An 18445-nucleotide genomic window follows, 5' to 3' on the forward strand; every position below is an offset into this window, starting at 1 on the left:
TGTGGGAGAGTAGGACACCGCCGGACTTCTTTTATAAAAGAGGCCACCCAATGCTGGGTGGCCTCTTTTGCGTTGGCGCGCCAATTCTGCGGCGCCGTCTTCGTCCGAGCCGACAGACACGGCATGCGTTCGCGTCCTAGGCTCGGATCATGACAGTCGTTGTGCGCCACCTGCAGGATCTCATCGTCGAAGAGCACACCATTCCGGTGCCCCTGGACTGGAAGAACCCCGCCGACGGCCGCACCATCGAACTCTTCGCGTCGGTCGTCAGCCGCGACGGCGGCGAAGGTCTGCCGTTCCTCGTCTTCCTGCAGGGCGGCCCGGGGCACGAAGCGCCCCGGGCGCTGCGCGCGCCGACCTCGCCCAGCTGGCTGGATGCCGCCCTCAGCGAGTACCGCGTCGTGATGCTCGACCAGCGCGGCACCGGCCGGTCGACGCCGCTCGGCGACCAGGATCTCGAGCGCGGCACCGAAGCGATCGTCGAATACATCCCGCACCTGCGGGCCGACTCCATCGTGCGCGACTGCGAAGCGATGCGCGAGCACCTCGGGGCGGAGAAGTGGAGTGTGCTCGGCCAGTCGTTCGGCGGGTTCACGGCCCTCGCGTACCTGTCGACGGACGCGGCATCCCTGTCCGAGGTGTACTTCACCGGCGGCCTCAGCGCCGTGGGCCGGCATCCCGACGACGTCTACGCGCTCACCTACGACAAGCTGCGCGACGCCTCCGAGCGCTACTACCGGCGCTTCCCCGCGCACCGCAACGCGTTCCGCCGGCTGGCCGACCTGGCCGCCGCCGGCGACCTGGTGCTGCCGGACGGCGAGGTCGTCTCGGTCTCGCGGCTGCGCTCCCTCGGCTTCCTGCTCGGCTCCAACGACGGCTGGCAGTCGCTCTGGCAGCTGCTCGAGACGGATCCCGGCACCAACGCCTTCCGGTGGGACCTCGCCGCCCACATGCCGTACGACGCCCGCAACCCGCTCTACTACGTGTTCCACGAGTCCAGCTACGCCGACGGCTTCGCGACGCGCTGGTCGGCGGAGCGCACGGAGCCCCAGGACTTCCGCGACGACGTGACGCTCCTCACCGGCGAACACGTCCGCCGCGAATGGGCCGACACGGTGCCGGGGCTCCGGCCGTGGCGCGAGGTGACGCTGCAGCTCGCGGAGTACGAGTGGCCGAAGGTCTACGACGCGGACGCGATCGCGGCATCCGGCGTCGAGGGAGCCGCCGCGGTCTACGTGAACGACCTCTACGTTCCCCTCGAATTCTCGCTCGAGACCGCGCGGCTGCTGCCCGGCGTGACTCCGTGGGTGACCAGCGAGCACGAGCACAACGGCCTGCGCGCCGGCGACGTGCTGCCGCACCTCATCGACCTGGTGCTCGGCCGTCGGGTGCGCTGACGTGGAGGCCCGGGAGGCGTACGACCTCGTCGCCGCCGAGTACGCGGCGCTCATCCCGGACACCCGGTACGAGACCGCGCTCGACCTCGCGATGATCGACCAGTTCGCCGAACTCGTCGGCACCGGCCGGGTGCTCGACGCCGGATGCGGGACCGGGCGGATGACCGCCCACCTGCGCGAGCGGCATCCGGAACTGTCGCTGACCGGCGTCGACCTGTCGGAGCAGATGCTCGTGCAGGCGAGCCGCGCCGTGCCCGGGGTGGACTTCGTGCAGGGCGAGCTCGCCGCACTGCCGTGCGCGTCGGCATCCTTCGACGGCGTGCTCGTCTGGTACTCCACGATCCACACGCCCGACGAGGGGATGCCGGCCGTCTTCGCCGAGCTGCACCGGGTGGTGCGACCGGGCGGTCCGGTGCTCCTCGGCTTCCAGGCGGGGCGCGGTGAGCGGCTCATCGAGCGCGCGTACGGGCACGACCTCGATCTGATCGCGTACCTGCACGACGTGGGTGCCGTCGCCGCCGGCCTGGGAGCCGCCGGCTTCACCGTGCACACGCAGCTGGAACGCGGACCGCGGCGGGAGTTCGAGCGGCATCCGCAGGGGTCCGTGCTCGCCGTGCGCGACGAGTGACCCGGCCGGCCTGCGCCGTCGACGCGCGCGTAGGCTCGGACGTATGCGTGCCACAGTGATGTACCGGGCCGGCGACGTGCGGCTCGAAGAGGTTCCCGATCCGCAGCTGCAGACCGGTCGCGACGCGATCGTCCGGGTCGTCGCGGCCTGCGTGTGCGGATCCGACCTGTGGGGCTACCGCGGCATCGCCCCGACCGACCGGCCGCGCCGCATGGGGCACGAGTTCGTCGGGATCGTCGAGAGCGCCGGAGCGGATGTCGCCCGGGTCCAGGTCGGCGACTTCGTCATCGGCGCGTTCTACGACTGCGATTACACGTGCGAGGTGTGCCGATCCGGTTTCAGCTCGTCGTGCCTCGAGCTCGGCTGGTACGACGGATGCCAGGCGGAGCTCGTCCGCGTCCCGCACGCGGACGGGTCGCTCGCGGTGGTCCCGGCGGACCGGCTCAGCGACGAGCTCGTCCCGCACCTGCTCACGCTGTCGGACGTGTTCGGCACCGGACACCACGCCGCGCACGTCGCCCACGTCGGCGAGGGCTCGCAGGTCGCCGTCGTCGGCGACGGCGCCGTCGGGCTGTCGGCGATCCTCGCGGCGCACCGGCTCGGGGCATCCCGCATCGTGGCGATGTCGCGCAACCCGCAGCGGCAGCAGCTCGCCCGCGAGTTCGGGGCGACCGACATCGTCGAGCAGCGCGGCGCCGAGGGCGCCGCGGTCGTCAAAGAGCTGTTCCACGGCATCGGGCCCGATGCCGTGCTCGAAGCGGTCGGCACGGCCGAGTCCATGGAGCAGGCCGTCCGGTCGGTGCGCCCCGGCGGCGTCATCGGCTACGTGGGCGTGCCGCACGGCGGACCGGAGCTTCCGCTGCGTCCGCTGTTCAGCAACAACACGGTGCTCGCCGGCGGGGTGGCGCCGGTGCGCAACTACATCGACGATCTGCTGCCCGACGTCCTGTCGGGTGCGGTGGAGCCGGGCCGGGTGTTCGACCTCGAGCTGCCGCTCGGCGAGATCGCGGAGGCGTATCGCGCGATGGACGAGCGCCGGGCCATCAAGGTGCTGGTGCGCCCCTGACCCTCGGCTGTCTGCCCTTCGACAGGCTCAGGGCGCACGCCCCGCGCGCTGAGCTTGTCGAAGCGCAGGGGACAGGACTCTTGCGCGCTGAGCTTGTCGAAGCGCAGGGCGCCGGCTCTTGCGCGCTGAGCTTGTCGAAGCGCAGGCCCCCGGCATCCGGAATCGCCGACGACTACCGCGGGGCGAAGATCGTACCGGGGTTCAGGATGCCGGACGGGTCGAGGGCGTCCTTGATGCGCTGTGCGACCTCGAGCACGTCGTCGCCGATCTGGTCGCGCAGCCAGGCGCGCTTCATCCGGCCGACGCCGTGCTCGCCGGTGATCGTGCCGCCCAGCGACACCGCGAGCGTCATCACCTCGCCGTAGGCGGCCTCGGCGCGTTCCGCCAGTTCGTCGTCGTCCCATGACGACAGCACGAGCGGATGCGTGTTGCCGTCGCCCGCGTGTGCGAGCATCGCGATCGTCACGTCGTGGGCGCGGGCGATGGCGTCCACCCCGTCGAGCAGGTCGCCGAACCGCGGCAGCGGCACGCCGACATCGGACAGCAGGAGCCGGCCCTCCGCCTCGACGGCGGGGATCGCGGCTCGGCGCGCGGCCGCCAGGGCCGCACCGGTCTCGGGATCGGTCTCGGTGACGGCGTAGGCGCCGTGGCGGGTGAACGCCTCCATCATGAAGCGCACGTCGCGGCGGGCGGGATCCAGGTCGTCGCTGCCGCCGAGCACGAGGGCCGCGGCGGTGGTGTCCAACCCCGGATGCAGCTGCGCCTCGACGGCGCGGATGCACGTGGCATCCATGTACTCGAGCATGCTCGGCCGGATCGATGTCGAGATCTCCGCGATCGCGGCCGCGGCGTCGTCGATGGTGCGGAACCAGGCGGCGACGATCCGAGCGGGAGGGGGAGCGGGGAGCAGACGCAGCGTGACCTCGGTGATCACCCCGAGGGTTCCCTCGCTGCCCACGAACAGCTTCAGCAGCGACAGCCCCGCGACATCCTTGATGAGCGGTCCGCCCAGGCGCAGCACCCGGCCGTCGGCGAGCACGACCTCCGCACCGAGGACGTAATCGGTGGTCACGCCGTACTTCACGCAGCACAGGCCACCCGCGTTGGTGGCGATGTTGCCGCCGATGGAGCAGATCTCGAACGACGCCGGGTCGGGCGGATACCAGAGCCCCTCGGCCGCGACGGCCGCCTTCAGCTCCGCGTTGAGGACGCCCGGCTGCGCGGTGACGGTGCGCGTCGCCGGGTCGATGCGCAGGCCCCGCATGCGCGTCGTGCACAGCACGATGCCGCCGTCGACGGCGGAGGCGCCGCCCGACAGTCCGGTCCCCGCACCGCGCGGCACGACCGGGACGCCGTGCGCCGCAGCAAGCCGCACGATCTGCTGCACGTCGGCGGTCGTCGTCGGTAGCGCGACGGCGAGCGGGAGGCCGGCATCCGGATCGAACGCGCGGTCCTGGCGGTACGGCGCGGTGGCGTCCGGGCCGGTGAGCACCGCGTCGGTCGGCAGCATCCCACGGAGTTCGGAGAGGATCCGGGATGCCGCGTCGTCTTCCACGCCGCCAGCCTACGCCCGGGCGATCGCGGTCATTTCCGGGTGCCGACGACGTAGACGAGGAACGAGGTATCGCTGTTCGCGCCCGTGCCGATGACGGTCATGCGCGCGGCATCCCGAATCGTGATCGTCTCGACGTGCGTCATCCGATCGCACGTGACCGGCCCGGTCTCGTGGACCCCGACCGGCGTCGCGCCGGCCTTCGTGGTGCCGAACACCGTGAGGCGCACGCGCATCGTCGGCGCACCGTAACAGGCGACGTGGACGGCGGTCACCGTGGCCGCCGGCGAGAACGAGGTGGTCAGGGAGGCTGCGGCCGAACGGCCCTCAGTCGGTGCCGGAGGCGCGTCGGAACAGACCACGACGCCGTCGCGGGGGCGGCTCGGTGGGCGCTGCCTGTGCGGCGGCACGGGCGCGGGTATCCCGGCGCTCCCGCCAGGCCGCCACCTCGTGCGCGGCATCCCGCGTGGGCGTCACCACCGGCGGGCCGCCGAGCAGCTGCCGCCGGGCCTCGACCACTCGGCGGTTGAAGTCCTCCACCGCCTCCCGCACGTCGGACTCGCGGTGCAGCGCGTCGAGGCGGTCGTCGAGCTCGCGGTCTTCGACACGCAGCATGAGCGCCGGAGGCCCGAGCCCGGTGAGCTTCTCGGTCTGGATCTTGCGGCGGATCCACCAGTCCGGGTCGTGCCGGTCGCCGAGTCCGGGAAGCGGTTTGCCGGCGCCCGGCAGGTTGTCGAACTCGCCGCGGCGGATCGCCTGCTGGATGGCCGTCTCGACGAAGGCGGCGCGCTCCAGCTCGGACGAACCCGCGTACGTGCGGCCGGTGTTCGTCGTGCCGGGTTCCCCGTAGAGGTCGGGACGCTCCCGTCGCAGCTGCTCGAGGCGGTACTCGGCGGCGGCCTCTCGGGGGTCGTGCGGCTCGTCGGTCGTGTGGTCGGGCATCCGGAATCCTCCCCTCGCGCCAAGACGGCCCATAGCTCGACCATACGCTCGCCACGTAGCCTGGGGCCGTGAGCATGGAACCGATCGAGCACCGCATCGGGGACATCCACGTCGAGGAGAGCGGCAGCGGGATGCCGGTGCTGCTCATCCACGGCAACTCCGGCGACCTGCACGACTTCGCCGGGGTCCTGCCGCGCCTGAGCAGTCGATACCGGGTGCTCGCGATGGACTGCCGCGGCTACGGCCGCTCGGCCCGCGGCCACGGACCGCTCAGCCTGGCGCGCATGGCGGCCGACGCCGCGACCGTCATCCGCACGCTGAGCCCCGACCGGCCCGTCGCGGTCGTCGGGTTCTCGGACGGCGCCAACATCGCGATGCTCCTCGTCGCCCGGCATCCGGAACTGGTCAGCGCCCTCGTGCTGAACTCGGGCAACATCGCCGTCAACGGCATGCGGTTCTGGCTGCGCTCCCGGCTGCGCCTGCTCGACGCCATCCTGCGGTCCGTGATCAAACGCGCCCCGGCGTTCGGCCGCGAGCACGAGATCCTCCGGCTGATGCTCGACCAGCCCGGCATCGACTCCGCAGACCTCGCAGGCATCCGCGTGCCGACGCTGGTGCTGGCCGGGTCGCGCGACATCATCCGGCCCGCGCACACGCACATGATCCACCGGCTCGTCGCGGGATCCCAGCTGCGAATCGTGCGCGGGGCGCCGCACACGATGATCAAGAGCCACGCCACCATCGTCGGCCCGATCCTGACCGCGTTCCTCGACGAGGAGGTCCCGGCCCGCGGCGCCTGAGGCCCGCGGCTCGGCTCGTCGCGATCTGCGGGTGCCGGTGCGCTTCGCGACGAGTGGGCGGAGGTCCGGCGGTTCGCTCGTCACGATCTGCCGGTGCGGGTGCGTTTCGTGACGAGCGAGCCGGGGTTCCGCTTCGGTCGTCACGATTCGCGGGTGCAGGCGCATTTCGTGACGAGTGGGCCTGGCCCTCCCGCTCGGCTCGTCACGATCTACGGATGCGGTCGCATTTCGTGACGAGCGAGCCGGGGTTCCGCTTGGCTCGTCACGATCTGCGGACACCGACGCATTTCGTGACGAGGGGGGCGGGCGCGGCGGCGCTACGCGCCGACGTACTCGGCGAGGTGCTGGCCGGTGAGGGTGCTGCGCGCGGCGACGAGGTCGGCGGGTGTGCCCTCGAACACGATGCGCCCTCCGTCGTGCCCGGCGCCGGGTCCGACGTCGATGATCCAGTCGGCGTGCGCCATCACGGCCTGGTGGTGCTCGATCACGATCACCGACTTGCCGGCATCCACGAGGCGGTCGAGCAGCCCCAGCAGCTTGTCGACGTCGGCGAGGTGCAGACCGGTGGTCGGCTCGTCGAGCACGTACACGTCGCCCTCTTCGCCCATCGCGATCGCCAGCTTGAGCCGCTGGCGCTCGCCGCCGGACAGCGTCGACAGGGGTTGTCCGAGCGCCAGATAGCCGAGCCCGACGTCGTCGAGGCGGGACAGGATGCCGGACACCGCCGGGATCCTCGACTCGCCCGCTCCGAAGAACTCCCGCGCCTGGGCGACCGGCAGGGCGAGCACCTCGGTGATGTCGAGCCCGGCGAGCTTGTAGTCGAGCACCGCCGCCTGGAACCGCTTGCCGCCGCAGTCCTCGCAGGGGGTCTCGACCGTGTCCATGAAGCCGAGCTCGGTGATGATCACACCCGCGCCCTTGCACGACGGGCAGGCACCCTCGGAGTTGGCGCTGAACAGCGCGGGCTTGACCCCGTTGGCCTTGGCGAACGCCTTGCGGATGGGTTCGAGCATCCCGGTGTACGTGGCCGGGTTGCTGCGACGCGACCCCTTGATGGCGCCCTGATCGATCGCCACCACGCCGTCGCGGCGCGACACCGATCCGTGGATGAGCGAGCTCTTGCCAGACCCGGCGACGCCCGTGACGACGGTGAGGATGCCGGTGGGGATGTCCACGTCGACGTTCTGCAGGTTGTTGGTGGTGGCGCCGCGCACCTCGATGACCCCGGTCGCCGAGCGGACGGCATCCTTGAGGCGTGCGCGGTCGTCGAGGTGGCGTCCGGTGAGGGTTCCGGATGCCCGGAGGCCGTCGACCGTGCCCTCGAAGCAGATCTCGCCGCCGCCGCTGCCCGCGCCGGGGCCCAGGTCGACCACGTGGTCGGCGATGGCGATCGTCTCGGGCTTGTGCTCGACGACCAGCACCGTGTTGCCCTTGTCGCGCAGCTGCTGCAGCAGCATGTTCATGCGCTGGATGTCGTGCGGGTGCAGGCCGATCGTCGGCTCGTCGAACACGTAGGTGACGTCGGTGAGCGACGAACCCAGGTGGCGCAGCAGCTTGATGCGCTGCGCTTCCCCGCCGGACAGCGTGCCCGACGGCCGCTCCAGGCTCAGGTACCCGAGGCCGAGGGTCACGAACGCGTCGAGGTTGGCGCTGAGGGCGGCCAGCAGCGGCCCGGCGCCCGGCTCGTCGAGCCCGCGCACCCAGGCGGCGAGGTCGGTCACCTGCATGCGGCAGGCATCCGCGATGCTGACTCCGTCGATCTTCGACGAGCGGGCGCCCTCCGTGAGGCGCGTGCCGTCGCACTCCGGGCAGCGTGCGAACGTCGCGACCCGCTGCACGAAGGCGCGGATGTGCGGCTGCAGCGCCTCGATGTCTTTCGAGAGCATCGACTTGGTGATCTTGGGGATGAGCCCCTCGTAGGTCATGTTGATGTTCTGGATCTTGACCTTGGTGACGCTGCCGTAGAGGAACAGGTCGCGCTGCTTCTCCGAGAACTGGGCGATCGGCTTGTCCGCCGGATAGAAGCCGGACTCGGCGAACCCGCGCACCATCCAGCCGTCGGCCGTGTAGCCGGGCACCAGGATGGCGCCTTCGAGCAGAGACTTCGACTCGTCGACGATCTGCGAGAGATCCAGCTCCGACACCTGCCCGCGCCCCTCGCACCGCGGGCACATGCCGCCCAGGTAGATGGCGTCTTTCACGATCTTCCTCTCGCCGCCCGGGCCCGTCATCACCCCGCTCGCCTTCTGCGTGGGGATGTTGAACGAGAACGCCGTCGGGCCGCCGATGTAGGGCTGCCCGAGCCTGCTGAACAGGACCCGCAGCATCGCGTTCGCGTCGGTGACGGTGCCCACCGTCGACCGCGGGTTGGCGCCCAGGCGCTCCTGGTCGACGATGATCGCCGTGGTCAGACCCTCGAGCACGTCGACGTCGGGGCGGGGCACCGAGGGCATGAACCCCTGGATGAACGCGCTGTAGGTCTCGTCGATCATGCGGCGCGACTCGGCCGCGATCGTGTCGAACACGAGACTCGACTTGCCGGAGCCCGACACCCCGGTGAACACCGACAGCCGGCGCTTGGGGATGTCGACGCTGACGTCTTTGAGGTTGTTCTCGCGCGCCCCCTGCACGCGGATCTGATCGTGCATGTCGGCAGTGTGCTGCGGCATCCGGAATCCCTTCGTCCGGTCCCATGATGCCGTGCAACCCCGACATCGGGCATGGGTCCAGGCAGACGACCTAGAATACGAGGGAAATCCCCCGATCGTCCGAAGGCTTCGTCGTGTCCACTGCACCTGCCGCCCGGCTCCTGCCGGTGCGCTACCTCCAGCTCGCGCGCGCCGTCGCCGCGGCGATCGCCGCGGCGCTGATCACGTTCTCGACCGTGCACTCGGCCGCCCTCGGGGTGAGCGTGTTCAGCGGCTTCGCCATCGTGACCGGCCTGCTCCTGCTGATGGGCGCGTGGACGGTGTATCCGAATGGCCGGCGCGGCACCGCGGTCGGCCTCGGCGTGGTCTCGATCGTCGCCGGCATGATCGGCGGGTTCCCGCCCATCCGCACCGTCACGATGTTCTTCGCACTGCTGATCGGCTGGGCGATCCTCAGCGGAGTGATCGAACTCGTCGACGGCGTGCGCACGCGTCGCGATCCGGATGCCGGGCCGCAGCGCCGATCCGAGGCGCGCGACGCCATCGTGGTCGGCATCCTCACCCTCGTCCTGGGCTTCGCCCTGCTCCTGGTGCCCGGCCAGTACGCGCTGCAGTACTACATCGCCGAAGCGCACCGCTCCTTCACCCTCACCGGCATCACGATCGGGGTCGGAATCTTCGGCGGATACGCCGCGATCCTCGCCGTGTACCTCGCCATCGCAGGCTTCTCGCCGCGCGCCGACGAGCCGGCACCGGATGCCGCCGCATCCGAGACCCCCACGACTCAACCTCACCCCGGAGGCGCCCGATGACCGAAGAACACCCCACTCGCCGCGAGCTGATGCGCCCCGTCCAGCTGCTGGGGCTCTCCGCACTGGCGGCGCTGTTCGCCGGGGTGGTCACGCTCGTGTCGATGGGCTTCTTCCAGCAGCGCTTCCGCACGCAGGCCGCGCACGCCCTCGATACGGCGCTCATCGTGGCCGGGATCACCTTCATCGCGACCATCGTGATCATCTCGCTGCTGCTGCTCGCGGTGAAGCCGGCCGAGTTCACCACCGTGATCGACAAGCCGGTGCTGATCGCCGAAGACGAGCGCGCCGCCGCGCGGGCCGCGAGGGATGCCGCGGGCCCGGCCGAGCCGGCCGCCGATGCTCCGGCATCCGACGCTCCCGAGGCGGAACGCGGAGAATCCGCCGAAGACGGACCCGCCGCGGCATCCTGATCCTCGTTTCGTCAGGTCTCCTCGATCGAACCGAGGAGACCTGACGGTTTCGCGTCTCAGGCGCGTGCGACGAGGGATGCCGCCAGGCCGACGTATCCGGCCGGGGTGAGCGCCAGCAGGCGGTCGCGGGCGGCCTCGCCGATGTCGAGTCCGCGCACGAACTCGGCGAGCTCCTCGGCACCGACGCGACGCCCACGCGTGAGGTCTTTGAGCAGGGCGTACGGGTCGCTGATCTGCGAGCGGCCCGCGACGATCTCGGCGCGCACGACGGTCTGGATCGCCTCGGCGAGCACCTCCCAGTTCGCGTCGAGGTCGGCCAGCAGCACGTCCTCACGCAGCAGGATCTCGCCGAGCCCGCGCAGGAGGTTGTCCAGGGCGAGCTGCGAGTGACCGAACGCGACGCCGATGTTGCGCTGCGTCGTGGAGTCGGTGAGGTCGCGCTGCAGGCGGCTGGTGACCAGCGTCTGCGCCAGCGTGCCGAACAGGCCCCCGGAGATCTCGAGGTTCGCCTCGGCGTTCTCGAACCGGATCGGGTTGATCTTGTGCGGCATCGTCGACGAGCCGGTCGCGCCGGCGACGGGGATCTGCGCGAAGTAGCCGAGCGAGATGTAGGTCCAGACGTCGGTGGCGAGGTTGTGCAGGATGCCGCCGACGTGACGGACCCGGTCGTAGAGCTCGACCTGCCAGTCGTGCGACTCGATCTGGGTCGTCAGCGGGTTGAAGCCGATGCCGAGCGACTCGATGAACTCCCGCGAGACGAGCGGCCAGTCGACATCCGGCTCGGCGGCCAGGTGGGCCGACCAGGTGCCGGTCGCGCCGGAGAACTTCGCGAGGAAGTCGGATGCCGCGATCTGCTTCGCGACCCGCTCCAGGCGCCACACGAAGACCGCGAGCTCCTTGCCCATCGTGGTGGGCGTCGCCGGTTGCCCGTGGGTGCGCGCGAGCATCGCGGCATCCTTGTGCTGCTCGGCGAGGGTGTGCAGCGCCGCGATGACCGCGTGGAGCTTGGGGAGCCACACGTCGTGCACGGCGCGCTTGACGGTCAGCGCGTACGCCGTCGAGTTGATGTCTTCGCTGGTGCAGGCGAAGTGGGTGAGCTCGGCGATGGAGTCCAGGCCCAGCGAGGAGAGCCGGTCGCGCACGAGGTACTCGACGGCCTTCACGTCGTGGCGGGTCACAGCCTCCTTCGCAGCCAGCCAGTCGATCGAGTCCTGCCCGAAGTCGAGGTACAGCAGCCGCAGACGGTCCTTCTGCACCTCGTCGAGGCGGGTGGTGCCGAACAGGGCGCGGTCGGTGAGGGCGATGAGCCACTCGACCTCGACCTCGACCCGCGCGCGGTTCAGGCCCGCTTCGGACAGGTAGTCGGCCAAGCCCGTCACCGCGGCGCGGTAGCGGCCGTCGAGGGGGCTGAGGGGCTGGGGAGGCAGGGCGCTCACGGGTCTCCGATGGGGTCGGCGTCGGCAGGAGGAGAGTGCCGGGTCGTGGTGCGCAGCGCGGGTTCGAGCTGCCGGAAGAGCGACCGGCACGCTCCCTCGATCATACCGAGCACATCGTCGAACATCTCCGGTCCCGCATAGTAGGGGTCGGGAACGTCCGGCCCGACGGCGTCCGGATCGAACGCGGACAGCAGGTGCACCTTCGCGGCATCCGCCTCGGTCGGGGCGAGGGCGTGCAGCACGCGCGCATGCGTGCTGTCCAGGGCGATGATGAGGTCGTTGGCGGCGAAGTCCGCGGGGTCGAACTGCCGGGCCCGATGGGTGGCTCCGTTGTAGCCGCGGCGGGCGAGGGCTTCGATCGTGCGCGGGTCGGCGCGTTCGCCGACGTGCCAGTCGCCGGTGCCGGCGCTCGTGGACGCGACGCGGTCGCCGAGCCCGACGGATTCGGCCAGGCTCCGGAACACGACCTCGGCCATCGGCGACCGGCAGATGTTGCCGGTGCACACGAACTCGACGCGGAAGGTCGAGTCCCCGGGTGTCGACATGCTCCCATTGTGGACCGAGTTCCCGAATCGACCTGGGATTTGCGGGGTGAGGCGGAATGCCGCGTGCGTCGTGTGTCCACAGGGTGCACGATGCGGGCGTGTCATCCACAGGCCGCGGGCGCGGCGGGCGGCCGGCGACGCGCCCTGGCACGGTGGAGGGATGCAGCCACTCGCCGGAGCCTCCGACCTGACCGCCCCCATCGCCGAGGTGAGGGCGGTGGGGGCCGCGCTCGCCGAGCTGCGGATGCAGGTGATCGAGGCGGGGCGGCGGGGCGCCGAGATCGCCGCCGACACGCGGTGGAAGTCGCAGGCGATGTCCGGGTACGAGCGCGCGGCGGGGGAGTGGCAGCGCGCCGTCGCCGACCTCGCCGTCGAGCTCACCGGTGCCGGCGACGCGGTGGACCGGATCGTCGACGAGCTGGTGCTGACCGAGCTGCTGCGGTCCGCCGCGCCGGGGATGGTCGTGGCGCGATGAGCGGCGACATCCAGATCACCAGCGGGGGCGCGGTCGCGGTCGACACGACGTCGCTGCGCGCGGCGTCCGACCGGTTCCACGGGGTCGCCCGTCAGCTGGGCGGGATCGCGGGCGGTCTGCGCGTCCAGTGCGCCCGGCTGGCGGCAACCGCAGACTCCGGCGGATGGACGCTGCCCGGGCGGACGCTGGCCGTGGGGGACGTCGCCGGATCCCTCGCCGACCGGGCCGACGGCCTCGGCATGCGACTGAGCCACGCCGCCGGCGTGTACGAGGCGGTCGAACTGCGGGTTGCGATGCAGCAGGCGGAGGCCGCCGGCGACGTGCCGACGCAGCAGCGGGCGCAGGCCGCGCTGGATGCCCTGACGGCGGCTGATCCCGGGGTGGTGGGCGAGGCGGACCGGATCATGGAGACGTTCGGCGACGGGATCGCGCAGGAGGACCGCCGCGTGGGGGCCTCCCTGATCCCGGTCGCGGGTGGGCTGATCGGCGCGACCGGAGGCTCGGTGGTGGCACTCCTCGGGCGCGGACGGATGCTCCCCGGGACCACCGGACCGGCGCCGGGGCCGGTGCGGGTCCACCAGGTCGGCTGCACCAGGACGGGGCGCCCGCCCACCGACCTGGCTGCCGTGGTCTCGCGCATCCCGCAGGGCGACGGACGGCCGCTGGTCCGGGTGGAGCGGTACACGATGCCCGACGCCTCGCGCCGGTTCCTCGTCTACGTCACCGGCACGCGCAATCCGGACCTCACGCGCACCACCGATCCGTCCGACATGGCATCCAACGTGCGGCTCTACACGGGCGCGAGCAGCGCCTCGCTCGTGGCCGTGCAGCGGGCCCTCACCGACGCCGGGGCGAAGCCGGGCGACATCGTGAACCCGGTGGGCCACTCGCAGGGCGGAATGATCGCCGGCCGCGTGGCACTCGACGGCGGCTATCGCACCACGATGCTGGTCACGGTCGGCTCGCCCACCGAGGCCCAGGTCTCCCGCGGCGTCCTGAGCGTGCAACTGCGGCATCCGGATGTCGTCTCCGACCTCGCCGGCGGCGGGTCGGCCGGGCAGGTCGGCGGCCCGGGCAGCGTGGTGATCCGCCGTGATGCCGCTCCGGACGCCGGGCCGATGGCCGCGCACGACCTCCGCCGGTACGAGGAGACGGCGCGGCTGGCCGACCGGTCCGGTGATCCGCGCCTGGCCGGCATCCGCGACCAGCTGGCGGAGCTGCGCACCTCGACCGCGGTCGAGGTGCGCGACTACGACGCCGAACAGCTCGTCCCGCCGGCGGATCCACCCGTGCGGGTCGCGGACCCGCGCATCGTGCCCGGCGTGGGCGGGCCGTTCGTCGGAGCCGATCGCGGATGAGTCAGCGGCGTGCGGGGCGCAGGAAGAGGCCGAGGATCCCGTTGATCACCGCGATGATGAGGGCCGCGACGACGCCCCACCAGAAGCTCTCGACGCGCAAGCCCCAGCTCCACCAGTGCGTCAGCCAGGCGGTCAGCCACAGCAGGAAGCCGTTGATGAGAAGAGAGATGAGGCCGAGCGTGAGGATGTACAGCGGGATGGCGACGATCTTGATGATCGTGCCGATGATCGCGTTCACGACGCCGAAGATCAGCCCGACGATCAGCAGGGTGAGCACGTACTGCAGGGTGCCGCCGGGAGCGAACGGCACGATCGAGACCTGCAGGGCCGGAATGAGCGTCACGACCCAGATCGCGAACGCGTTGATGACGATGCGAAGGAGGAACCTCATGCCCCGAAGTCTCCCACGTTCGAGGATCGATCGGTCGAAGACTCCCGACCGATACCAGTTTGATACCAGTACCCTGGAGGCATGGCCATGACAGTGCGACTTCCCGAAGACATCGACCGCGCTCTGGACGAGATCGCGGCGGCCGAGCACGTGTCCAAGCACGCCCTGATCGTGCAGGGCGCGGCGCTCGTCGTCGCGCGGCGCAGCCGCCGCGCCGCGGTGGATGAAGCTGTCGACTTCGTGCTGAGCCACGACGCCGAACTGCTTCGGCGACTCGAAGACGCATGACCGAATACCTCGCACTCGACGACGCGCTGCACATCTCGGCGCGACTGGGTTTCCACGTGCGGGATGCCGGGCTGCTCGCATCGGCCCTCGCCCGCCCGGCGACGACGCTGTTCGGCGATGACGCCTATCCGTCGATCGGGCTCAAGGCAGCCGCGCTCCTGGAGAGCATCGTCCGCAACCATCCGTTCGTCGACGGCAACAAGCGCAGCGGCTGGACGCTCACCATCACGTTCCTCTGGCTGAACGGGCACCGGCACACCATGGATGTCGACACCGGTTTCGCACTCGTCGTCGGCGTCGCCGAGGGCCGCCTCGGACTCGAGGAGTCCGCCGCGATCATCAGTGCGCACCTCGAGCGGAGGGACGCGTAGTGGGCGATCACCTCGAACCCGGGCACGGCCTGGCGCCCGCTCCTAGACTCGGGAGGGTGAGTGACGACATCCCCGTCCGCGTCCGGTCCGAGATCGCGGCCCTCCCGCCGTACAAGCAGGGCAAGCAGGCCGGAGCCGACGCCTTCAAGCTCTCCAGCAACGAGAACCCGTTCGGCCCGCTCCCGTCGGTGGTCGAGGCGCTGCAGCGTCAGACGGCGATCAACCGGTATCCGGATGCCACGGCCGCCCGCCTCCGGCACGCGCTCGCCGCGCGCTACGGCGTCACTCCCGACGAGGTGCACATCGGCTCGGGCTCGGTCGCGATCATCGCGCAGCTGATGCTCGCCGCCGCCGGTCCCGGCGACGAGGTGGTCTACGCCTGGCGGTCGTTCGAGGCCTACCCCGGCCTGGTGCTCATCGCCGGGGCGACCCCGGTCGAGGTGCCGCTGCTGCCCGACGCCCGGCACGACCTCGACGCCATGGCCGCCGCCATCACGCCGCGCACCCGCGCCGTCATCGTGTGCACCCCCAACAACCCGACCGGGCCCATCGTGACCCAGGCGGAGTTCGACGCCTTCATCCAGAAGGTGCCGTCCGACGTCCTGGTGCTGCTCGACGAGGCCTACGCCGAGTTCGTCACCCACCCTGACGCGGTTCACGGCCGCACGGTGCTGGCTTCCGGAGCCCACCCGAACGTCGTCGTGCTGCGCACGTTCTCGAAGGCGTACGGGCTCGCCGGGCTCCGCGTCGGCTACGCCATCGGACACCGGCGCGTGCTGGATGCCGCCCGCAGCACGGCGATCCCGCTCTCGGTGACGGCCCAGGCCGAAGAGGGGGCGCTGGCATCCCTCGCCGCCGAAGACGAACTGCTCGAACGCGTCTCGCACCTGGTCGCGCGCCGAGACGGGCTGGTCGCCGCGCTCCGCGCGCAGGGCTGGCGCATCCCCGATGCGCAGGGAAACTTCGTCTGGCTCGCCACCGGCGCCGAGACCACCGCGGTCGCGGCCGTGTTCGACGAGGCCGGACTCATCGTGCGGGCGTTCGCCGGCGACGGCATCCGCATCTCGGTCGGCGAGCCCGAGGCTGTGGACAAGGTCATACAGATCGCCGCCTCCGTTGTCGGCACCCTCCAAGCTGGGCACTCGGCGCGCGCGATAGCGTAGTACGGTGAGCCAGTCCGACGACCCGGCGCTCGTCCGCATTCTTGCGGCCGACGGCACCCTCGCGCCCACACCGGCGGCGCAACCGTACCTCGACCTCATCGACGCCCTGCCGCTCGAGCAGCTCGAGACGTTCTACCGCGACATGGTCGTGGCCCGCGCGTTCGACACGCAGGCCACCAACCTGCAGCGCCAGGGGCAGCTCGGGCTGTGGCCGCCGAGCTACGGCCAGGAGGCCGCGCAGGTCGGCTCGGTGCACGCCGCCCGCCCGCAGGACCACATCTTCCCGTCGTACCGCGAGCACATCGTCTGCATGGTCCGCGGCGTCGACCCGATCGGCATCACCGGGCTGATGCGCGGCATCACGCACGGCGGATGGAACCCGGCCGACCCGGCCAACGGCAACACCCACATCTACACGCTCGTGCTCGGATCGCAGACCCTGCACGCCACCGGGTACGCGATGGGCATGGCCTTCGACGGGCGCAGCGGCAGCGGTGACCCCGAGCGCGACGCGGCCGTCATGGTCTACTACGGCGACGGGGCATCCAGCCAGGGCGACGTCCACGAGGCGATGGTGTTCGCGGCCAGCTACCGCACGCCCGAGGTGTTCTTCCTGCAGAACAACCAGTGGGCGATCTCCGTGCCCGTCGCCACCCAGTCGCCCGCACCGCTCTACCGCCGCGGCGAAGGCTACGGGATGCCGTCCATCCAGATCGACGGCAACGACGTGCTCGCCAGCTACGCCGTCACCAAACGCGCCCTCGACGAGGCGCGCGCGGGACAGGGGCCGCGGGCCATCGAAGCGGTCACCTACCGGATGGGTGCGCACACCACGAGCGACGACCCCACGAAGTACCGCACCTCCGACGAGGAGCGGTCGTGGGCCGAGCGCGACCCGATCGCCCGCATGCGCACGTTCCTCGAGTCCCGGGGCTCGAGCGCGGAGTTCTTCGCCGACGCCGACGCTCAGGGTGCCGCCGCCGCGACCGACATCCGCGAGCGCACCACGGCGCTGGGCGGCATCCCCGTCGACAGCATGTTCGACCACGTGTACTCCGACCCGCACCCTTTGATCGACCAGCAGCGCGCCTGGCTCGCCGAGTACGAGGCATCCTTCGAGGAGGACGCACGATGAGCGACACGATGACCGCCCCGCAGACGTCGACCCAGACGATGCCGTTCGTGCGCGCCCTGAACGCGGGCCTGCGCCAGGCGATGAACGACGACGACCACGTCCTGCTCATGGGCGAGGACATCGGCCCGCTCGGCGGCGTGTTCCGCGTCACCGAAGGGCTGCAGGCCGAGTACGGCAAGAACCGGGTGCTCGACACCCCGCTGGCCGAGTCCGGCATCCTCGGCACCGCCATCGGACTCGCGATGGCCGGGTTCCGCCCGGTGTGCGAGATCCAGTTCGACGGCTTCGTCTTCCCGGCGTTCGACCAGATCACCACCCAGCTGGCCAAGATCACCAACCGGCACGAGGGCGCGCTGCAGATGCCCGTCGTGATCCGCATCCCGTACGGCGGCCACATCGGCGCCATCGAGCACCACCAGGAGAGCCCCGAGGCGTACTTCGCGCACACTCCCGGCCTGCGGGTGGTCTCGCCGTCGACGCCGAACGACGCGTACTGGATGATCCAGGACGCCATCGCCTCGAACGACCCCGTGGTGTTCCTCGAGCCCAAGGCGAAGTACTGGATGAAGGGCGAGGTCGACCTGTCGGCGCGCGCCCTGCCGCTGCACGCCTCGCGCATCGTGCGGCGCGGCACCGACGTCACGCTCGTCGGCCACGGCGCGATGGTCACCATGCTGCTGCAGGCGGCCGCGCTCGCCGAGGCCGAGGGCACCAGCTGCGAAGTCGTCGACGTGCGCTCGCTGTCGCCCATCGACTACGGCCCGATCCTCGAGTCGGTGCGCCGCACCGGGCGCATGGTCTACGCGCAGGAGGCCCCCGGCAACGTGTCCGTCGGCTCCGAGGTCGCCGCGACCGTCATGGAGCAGGCCTTCTACGCCCTCGAGGCGCCGGTGCTGCGGGTGTCGGGCTTCGACGTGCCCTTCCCGCCCGCCAAGCTCGAAGGCGTCTTCCTGCCCGATCCCGACCGGATCCTCGAAGCCGTCGACCGGGCCCTGGCCTACTGACATCCACCGCTCGTCGAGCGCCCC

Annotated in this window: 20 protein-coding genes; 13 read left to right on the forward strand and 7 right to left on the reverse strand. The window is 71.2% G+C overall.

Going from position 1 to position 18445, the window contains the following annotated elements:
- Window positions 1-149 precede the first annotated feature (149 nt).
- From LK09_RS17300 to LK09_RS17310, 3 genes are read left to right on the forward strand one after another with little or no spacing between them, the layout of a single operon-like run.
- Window positions 150-1397 carry an alpha/beta fold hydrolase gene (locus LK09_RS17300; RefSeq protein ID WP_039402409.1) on the forward strand — a complete coding sequence of 416 codons (1248 nt, stop codon included), beginning with the start codon at window positions 150-152 and terminating at the stop codon, window positions 1395-1397.
- A gap of 1 nt (window position 1398) precedes the next feature.
- A complete protein-coding gene (locus LK09_RS17305) occupies window positions 1399-2025 on the forward strand; it encodes a class I SAM-dependent methyltransferase (protein WP_039402411.1) in 627 nt (208 codons plus the stop codon).
- 43 nt (window positions 2026-2068) lie between these two features.
- Window positions 2069-3091 carry a zinc-dependent alcohol dehydrogenase family protein gene (locus tag LK09_RS17310; protein WP_039402413.1) on the forward strand — a complete coding sequence of 341 codons (1023 nt, stop codon included), beginning with the start codon at window positions 2069-2071 and terminating at the stop codon, window positions 3089-3091.
- Window positions 3092-3263: 172 nt separating this feature from the next.
- Here LK09_RS17310 and LK09_RS17315 read toward each other — a convergent pair whose 3' ends face one another.
- Genes LK09_RS17315 through LK09_RS17325 form a run of 3 tightly spaced genes read right to left on the reverse strand, consistent with a single transcriptional unit; the run spans window position 3264 to window position 5585 of the window.
- Window positions 3264-4646 (reverse strand): FAD-binding oxidoreductase, encoded by a 1383-nt coding sequence (locus LK09_RS17315; protein WP_231563132.1) that lies wholly within the window; start codon window positions 4644-4646, stop codon window positions 3264-3266.
- A 29-nt stretch (window positions 4647-4675) separates the two neighbouring features.
- A complete protein-coding gene (locus tag LK09_RS17320) occupies window positions 4676-4918 on the reverse strand; it encodes a hypothetical protein (RefSeq protein ID WP_156138881.1) in 243 nt (80 codons plus the stop codon).
- A 52-nt stretch (window positions 4919-4970) separates the two neighbouring features.
- The gene (locus LK09_RS17325; protein ID WP_039402418.1) at window positions 4971-5585 is read right to left on the reverse strand and encodes a DnaJ family domain-containing protein; all 615 of its coding nucleotides are present in this window, start codon (window positions 5583-5585) and stop codon (window positions 4971-4973) included.
- A gap of 74 nt (window positions 5586-5659) precedes the next feature.
- Here LK09_RS17325 and LK09_RS17330 point away from each other — a divergent pair, with 74 nt between their 5' ends.
- The gene (locus tag LK09_RS17330) at window positions 5660-6385 is read left to right on the forward strand and encodes an alpha/beta fold hydrolase (RefSeq protein WP_052226946.1); all 726 of its coding nucleotides are present in this window, start codon (window positions 5660-5662) and stop codon (window positions 6383-6385) included.
- A 317-nt stretch (window positions 6386-6702) separates the two neighbouring features.
- Here the strand turns inward: LK09_RS17330 and LK09_RS17335 are convergent, their stop codons facing one another.
- Entirely contained in the window at window positions 6703-9033 is a 2331-nt protein-coding gene (locus LK09_RS17335) for an ATP-binding cassette domain-containing protein (RefSeq protein ID WP_231563133.1), read from the reverse strand.
- 134 nt (window positions 9034-9167) lie between these two features.
- Between LK09_RS17335 and LK09_RS17340 the strand changes: the two genes are divergently transcribed.
- Together LK09_RS17340 and LK09_RS17345 are read left to right on the forward strand one after the other, a co-directional pair.
- Entirely contained in the window at window positions 9168-9845 is a 678-nt protein-coding gene (locus LK09_RS17340) for a hypothetical protein (protein WP_039402422.1), read from the forward strand.
- A complete protein-coding gene (locus tag LK09_RS17345) occupies window positions 9842-10255 on the forward strand; it encodes a hypothetical protein (protein ID WP_052226947.1) in 414 nt (137 codons plus the stop codon). Before LK09_RS17340 ends, LK09_RS17345 begins: the two co-directional genes overlap by 4 nt.
- 56 nt (window positions 10256-10311) lie before the next feature.
- Here the strand turns inward: LK09_RS17345 and purB are convergent, their stop codons facing one another.
- Both purB and LK09_RS17355 read right to left on the reverse strand, forming a co-directional pair.
- On the reverse strand, window positions 10312-11691 hold the full coding sequence (gene purB, locus LK09_RS17350) for an adenylosuccinate lyase (protein WP_039402423.1): 1380 nt from the start codon (window positions 11689-11691) through the stop codon (window positions 10312-10314).
- On the reverse strand, window positions 11688-12236 hold the full coding sequence (locus tag LK09_RS17355; protein WP_052226948.1) for a low molecular weight protein-tyrosine-phosphatase: 549 nt from the start codon (window positions 12234-12236) through the stop codon (window positions 11688-11690). Before LK09_RS17355 ends, purB begins: the two co-directional genes overlap by 4 nt.
- Before the next feature lie 160 nt (window positions 12237-12396).
- Between LK09_RS17355 and LK09_RS17360 the strand changes: the two genes are divergently transcribed.
- Window positions 12397-12711 (forward strand): hypothetical protein, encoded by a 315-nt coding sequence (locus LK09_RS17360; RefSeq protein WP_039402425.1) that lies wholly within the window; start codon window positions 12397-12399, stop codon window positions 12709-12711.
- Complete coding sequence (locus tag LK09_RS17365; RefSeq protein WP_039402427.1) at window positions 12708-14069, forward strand: lipase family protein; 1362 nt, start codon at window positions 12708-12710, stop codon at window positions 14067-14069. The genes LK09_RS17360 and LK09_RS17365 overlap by 4 nt, the downstream gene beginning before the upstream one ends.
- A gap of 1 nt (window position 14070) precedes the next feature.
- Here the strand turns inward: LK09_RS17365 and LK09_RS17370 are convergent, their stop codons facing one another.
- The gene (locus LK09_RS17370) at window positions 14071-14460 is read right to left on the reverse strand and encodes a phage holin family protein (protein WP_039402429.1); all 390 of its coding nucleotides are present in this window, start codon (window positions 14458-14460) and stop codon (window positions 14071-14073) included.
- A gap of 81 nt (window positions 14461-14541) precedes the next feature.
- On the opposite strand from LK09_RS17370, the gene LK09_RS17375 reads away from it, so the two are divergent.
- From LK09_RS17375 to LK09_RS17395, 5 genes are read left to right on the forward strand one after another with little or no spacing between them, the layout of a single operon-like run.
- Window positions 14542-14748 carry a ribbon-helix-helix protein, CopG family gene (locus tag LK09_RS17375; protein WP_231563135.1) on the forward strand — a complete coding sequence of 69 codons (207 nt, stop codon included), beginning with the start codon at window positions 14542-14544 and terminating at the stop codon, window positions 14746-14748.
- Complete coding sequence (locus LK09_RS17380; protein ID WP_039402431.1) at window positions 14745-15119, forward strand: type II toxin-antitoxin system death-on-curing family toxin; 375 nt, start codon at window positions 14745-14747, stop codon at window positions 15117-15119. Before LK09_RS17375 ends, LK09_RS17380 begins: the two co-directional genes overlap by 4 nt.
- A gap of 56 nt (window positions 15120-15175) precedes the next feature.
- The gene (locus LK09_RS17385) at window positions 15176-16282 is read left to right on the forward strand and encodes a histidinol-phosphate transaminase (RefSeq protein ID WP_039402433.1); all 1107 of its coding nucleotides are present in this window, start codon (window positions 15176-15178) and stop codon (window positions 16280-16282) included.
- 4 nt (window positions 16283-16286) lie between these two features.
- On the forward strand, window positions 16287-17417 hold the full coding sequence (locus LK09_RS17390) for a thiamine pyrophosphate-dependent dehydrogenase E1 component subunit alpha (protein WP_039402435.1): 1131 nt from the start codon (window positions 16287-16289) through the stop codon (window positions 17415-17417).
- Window positions 17414-18421, forward strand: a complete 1008-nt coding sequence (locus tag LK09_RS17395) for an alpha-ketoacid dehydrogenase subunit beta (protein WP_231563136.1) — start codon at window positions 17414-17416, stop codon at window positions 18419-18421. The genes LK09_RS17390 and LK09_RS17395 overlap by 4 nt, the downstream gene beginning before the upstream one ends.
- Window positions 18422-18445 lie beyond the last annotated feature (24 nt).

The organism is Microbacterium mangrovi, assembly GCF_000802305.1.
GTDB lineage: Bacteria > Actinomycetota > Actinomycetes > Actinomycetales > Microbacteriaceae > Microbacterium > Microbacterium mangrovi.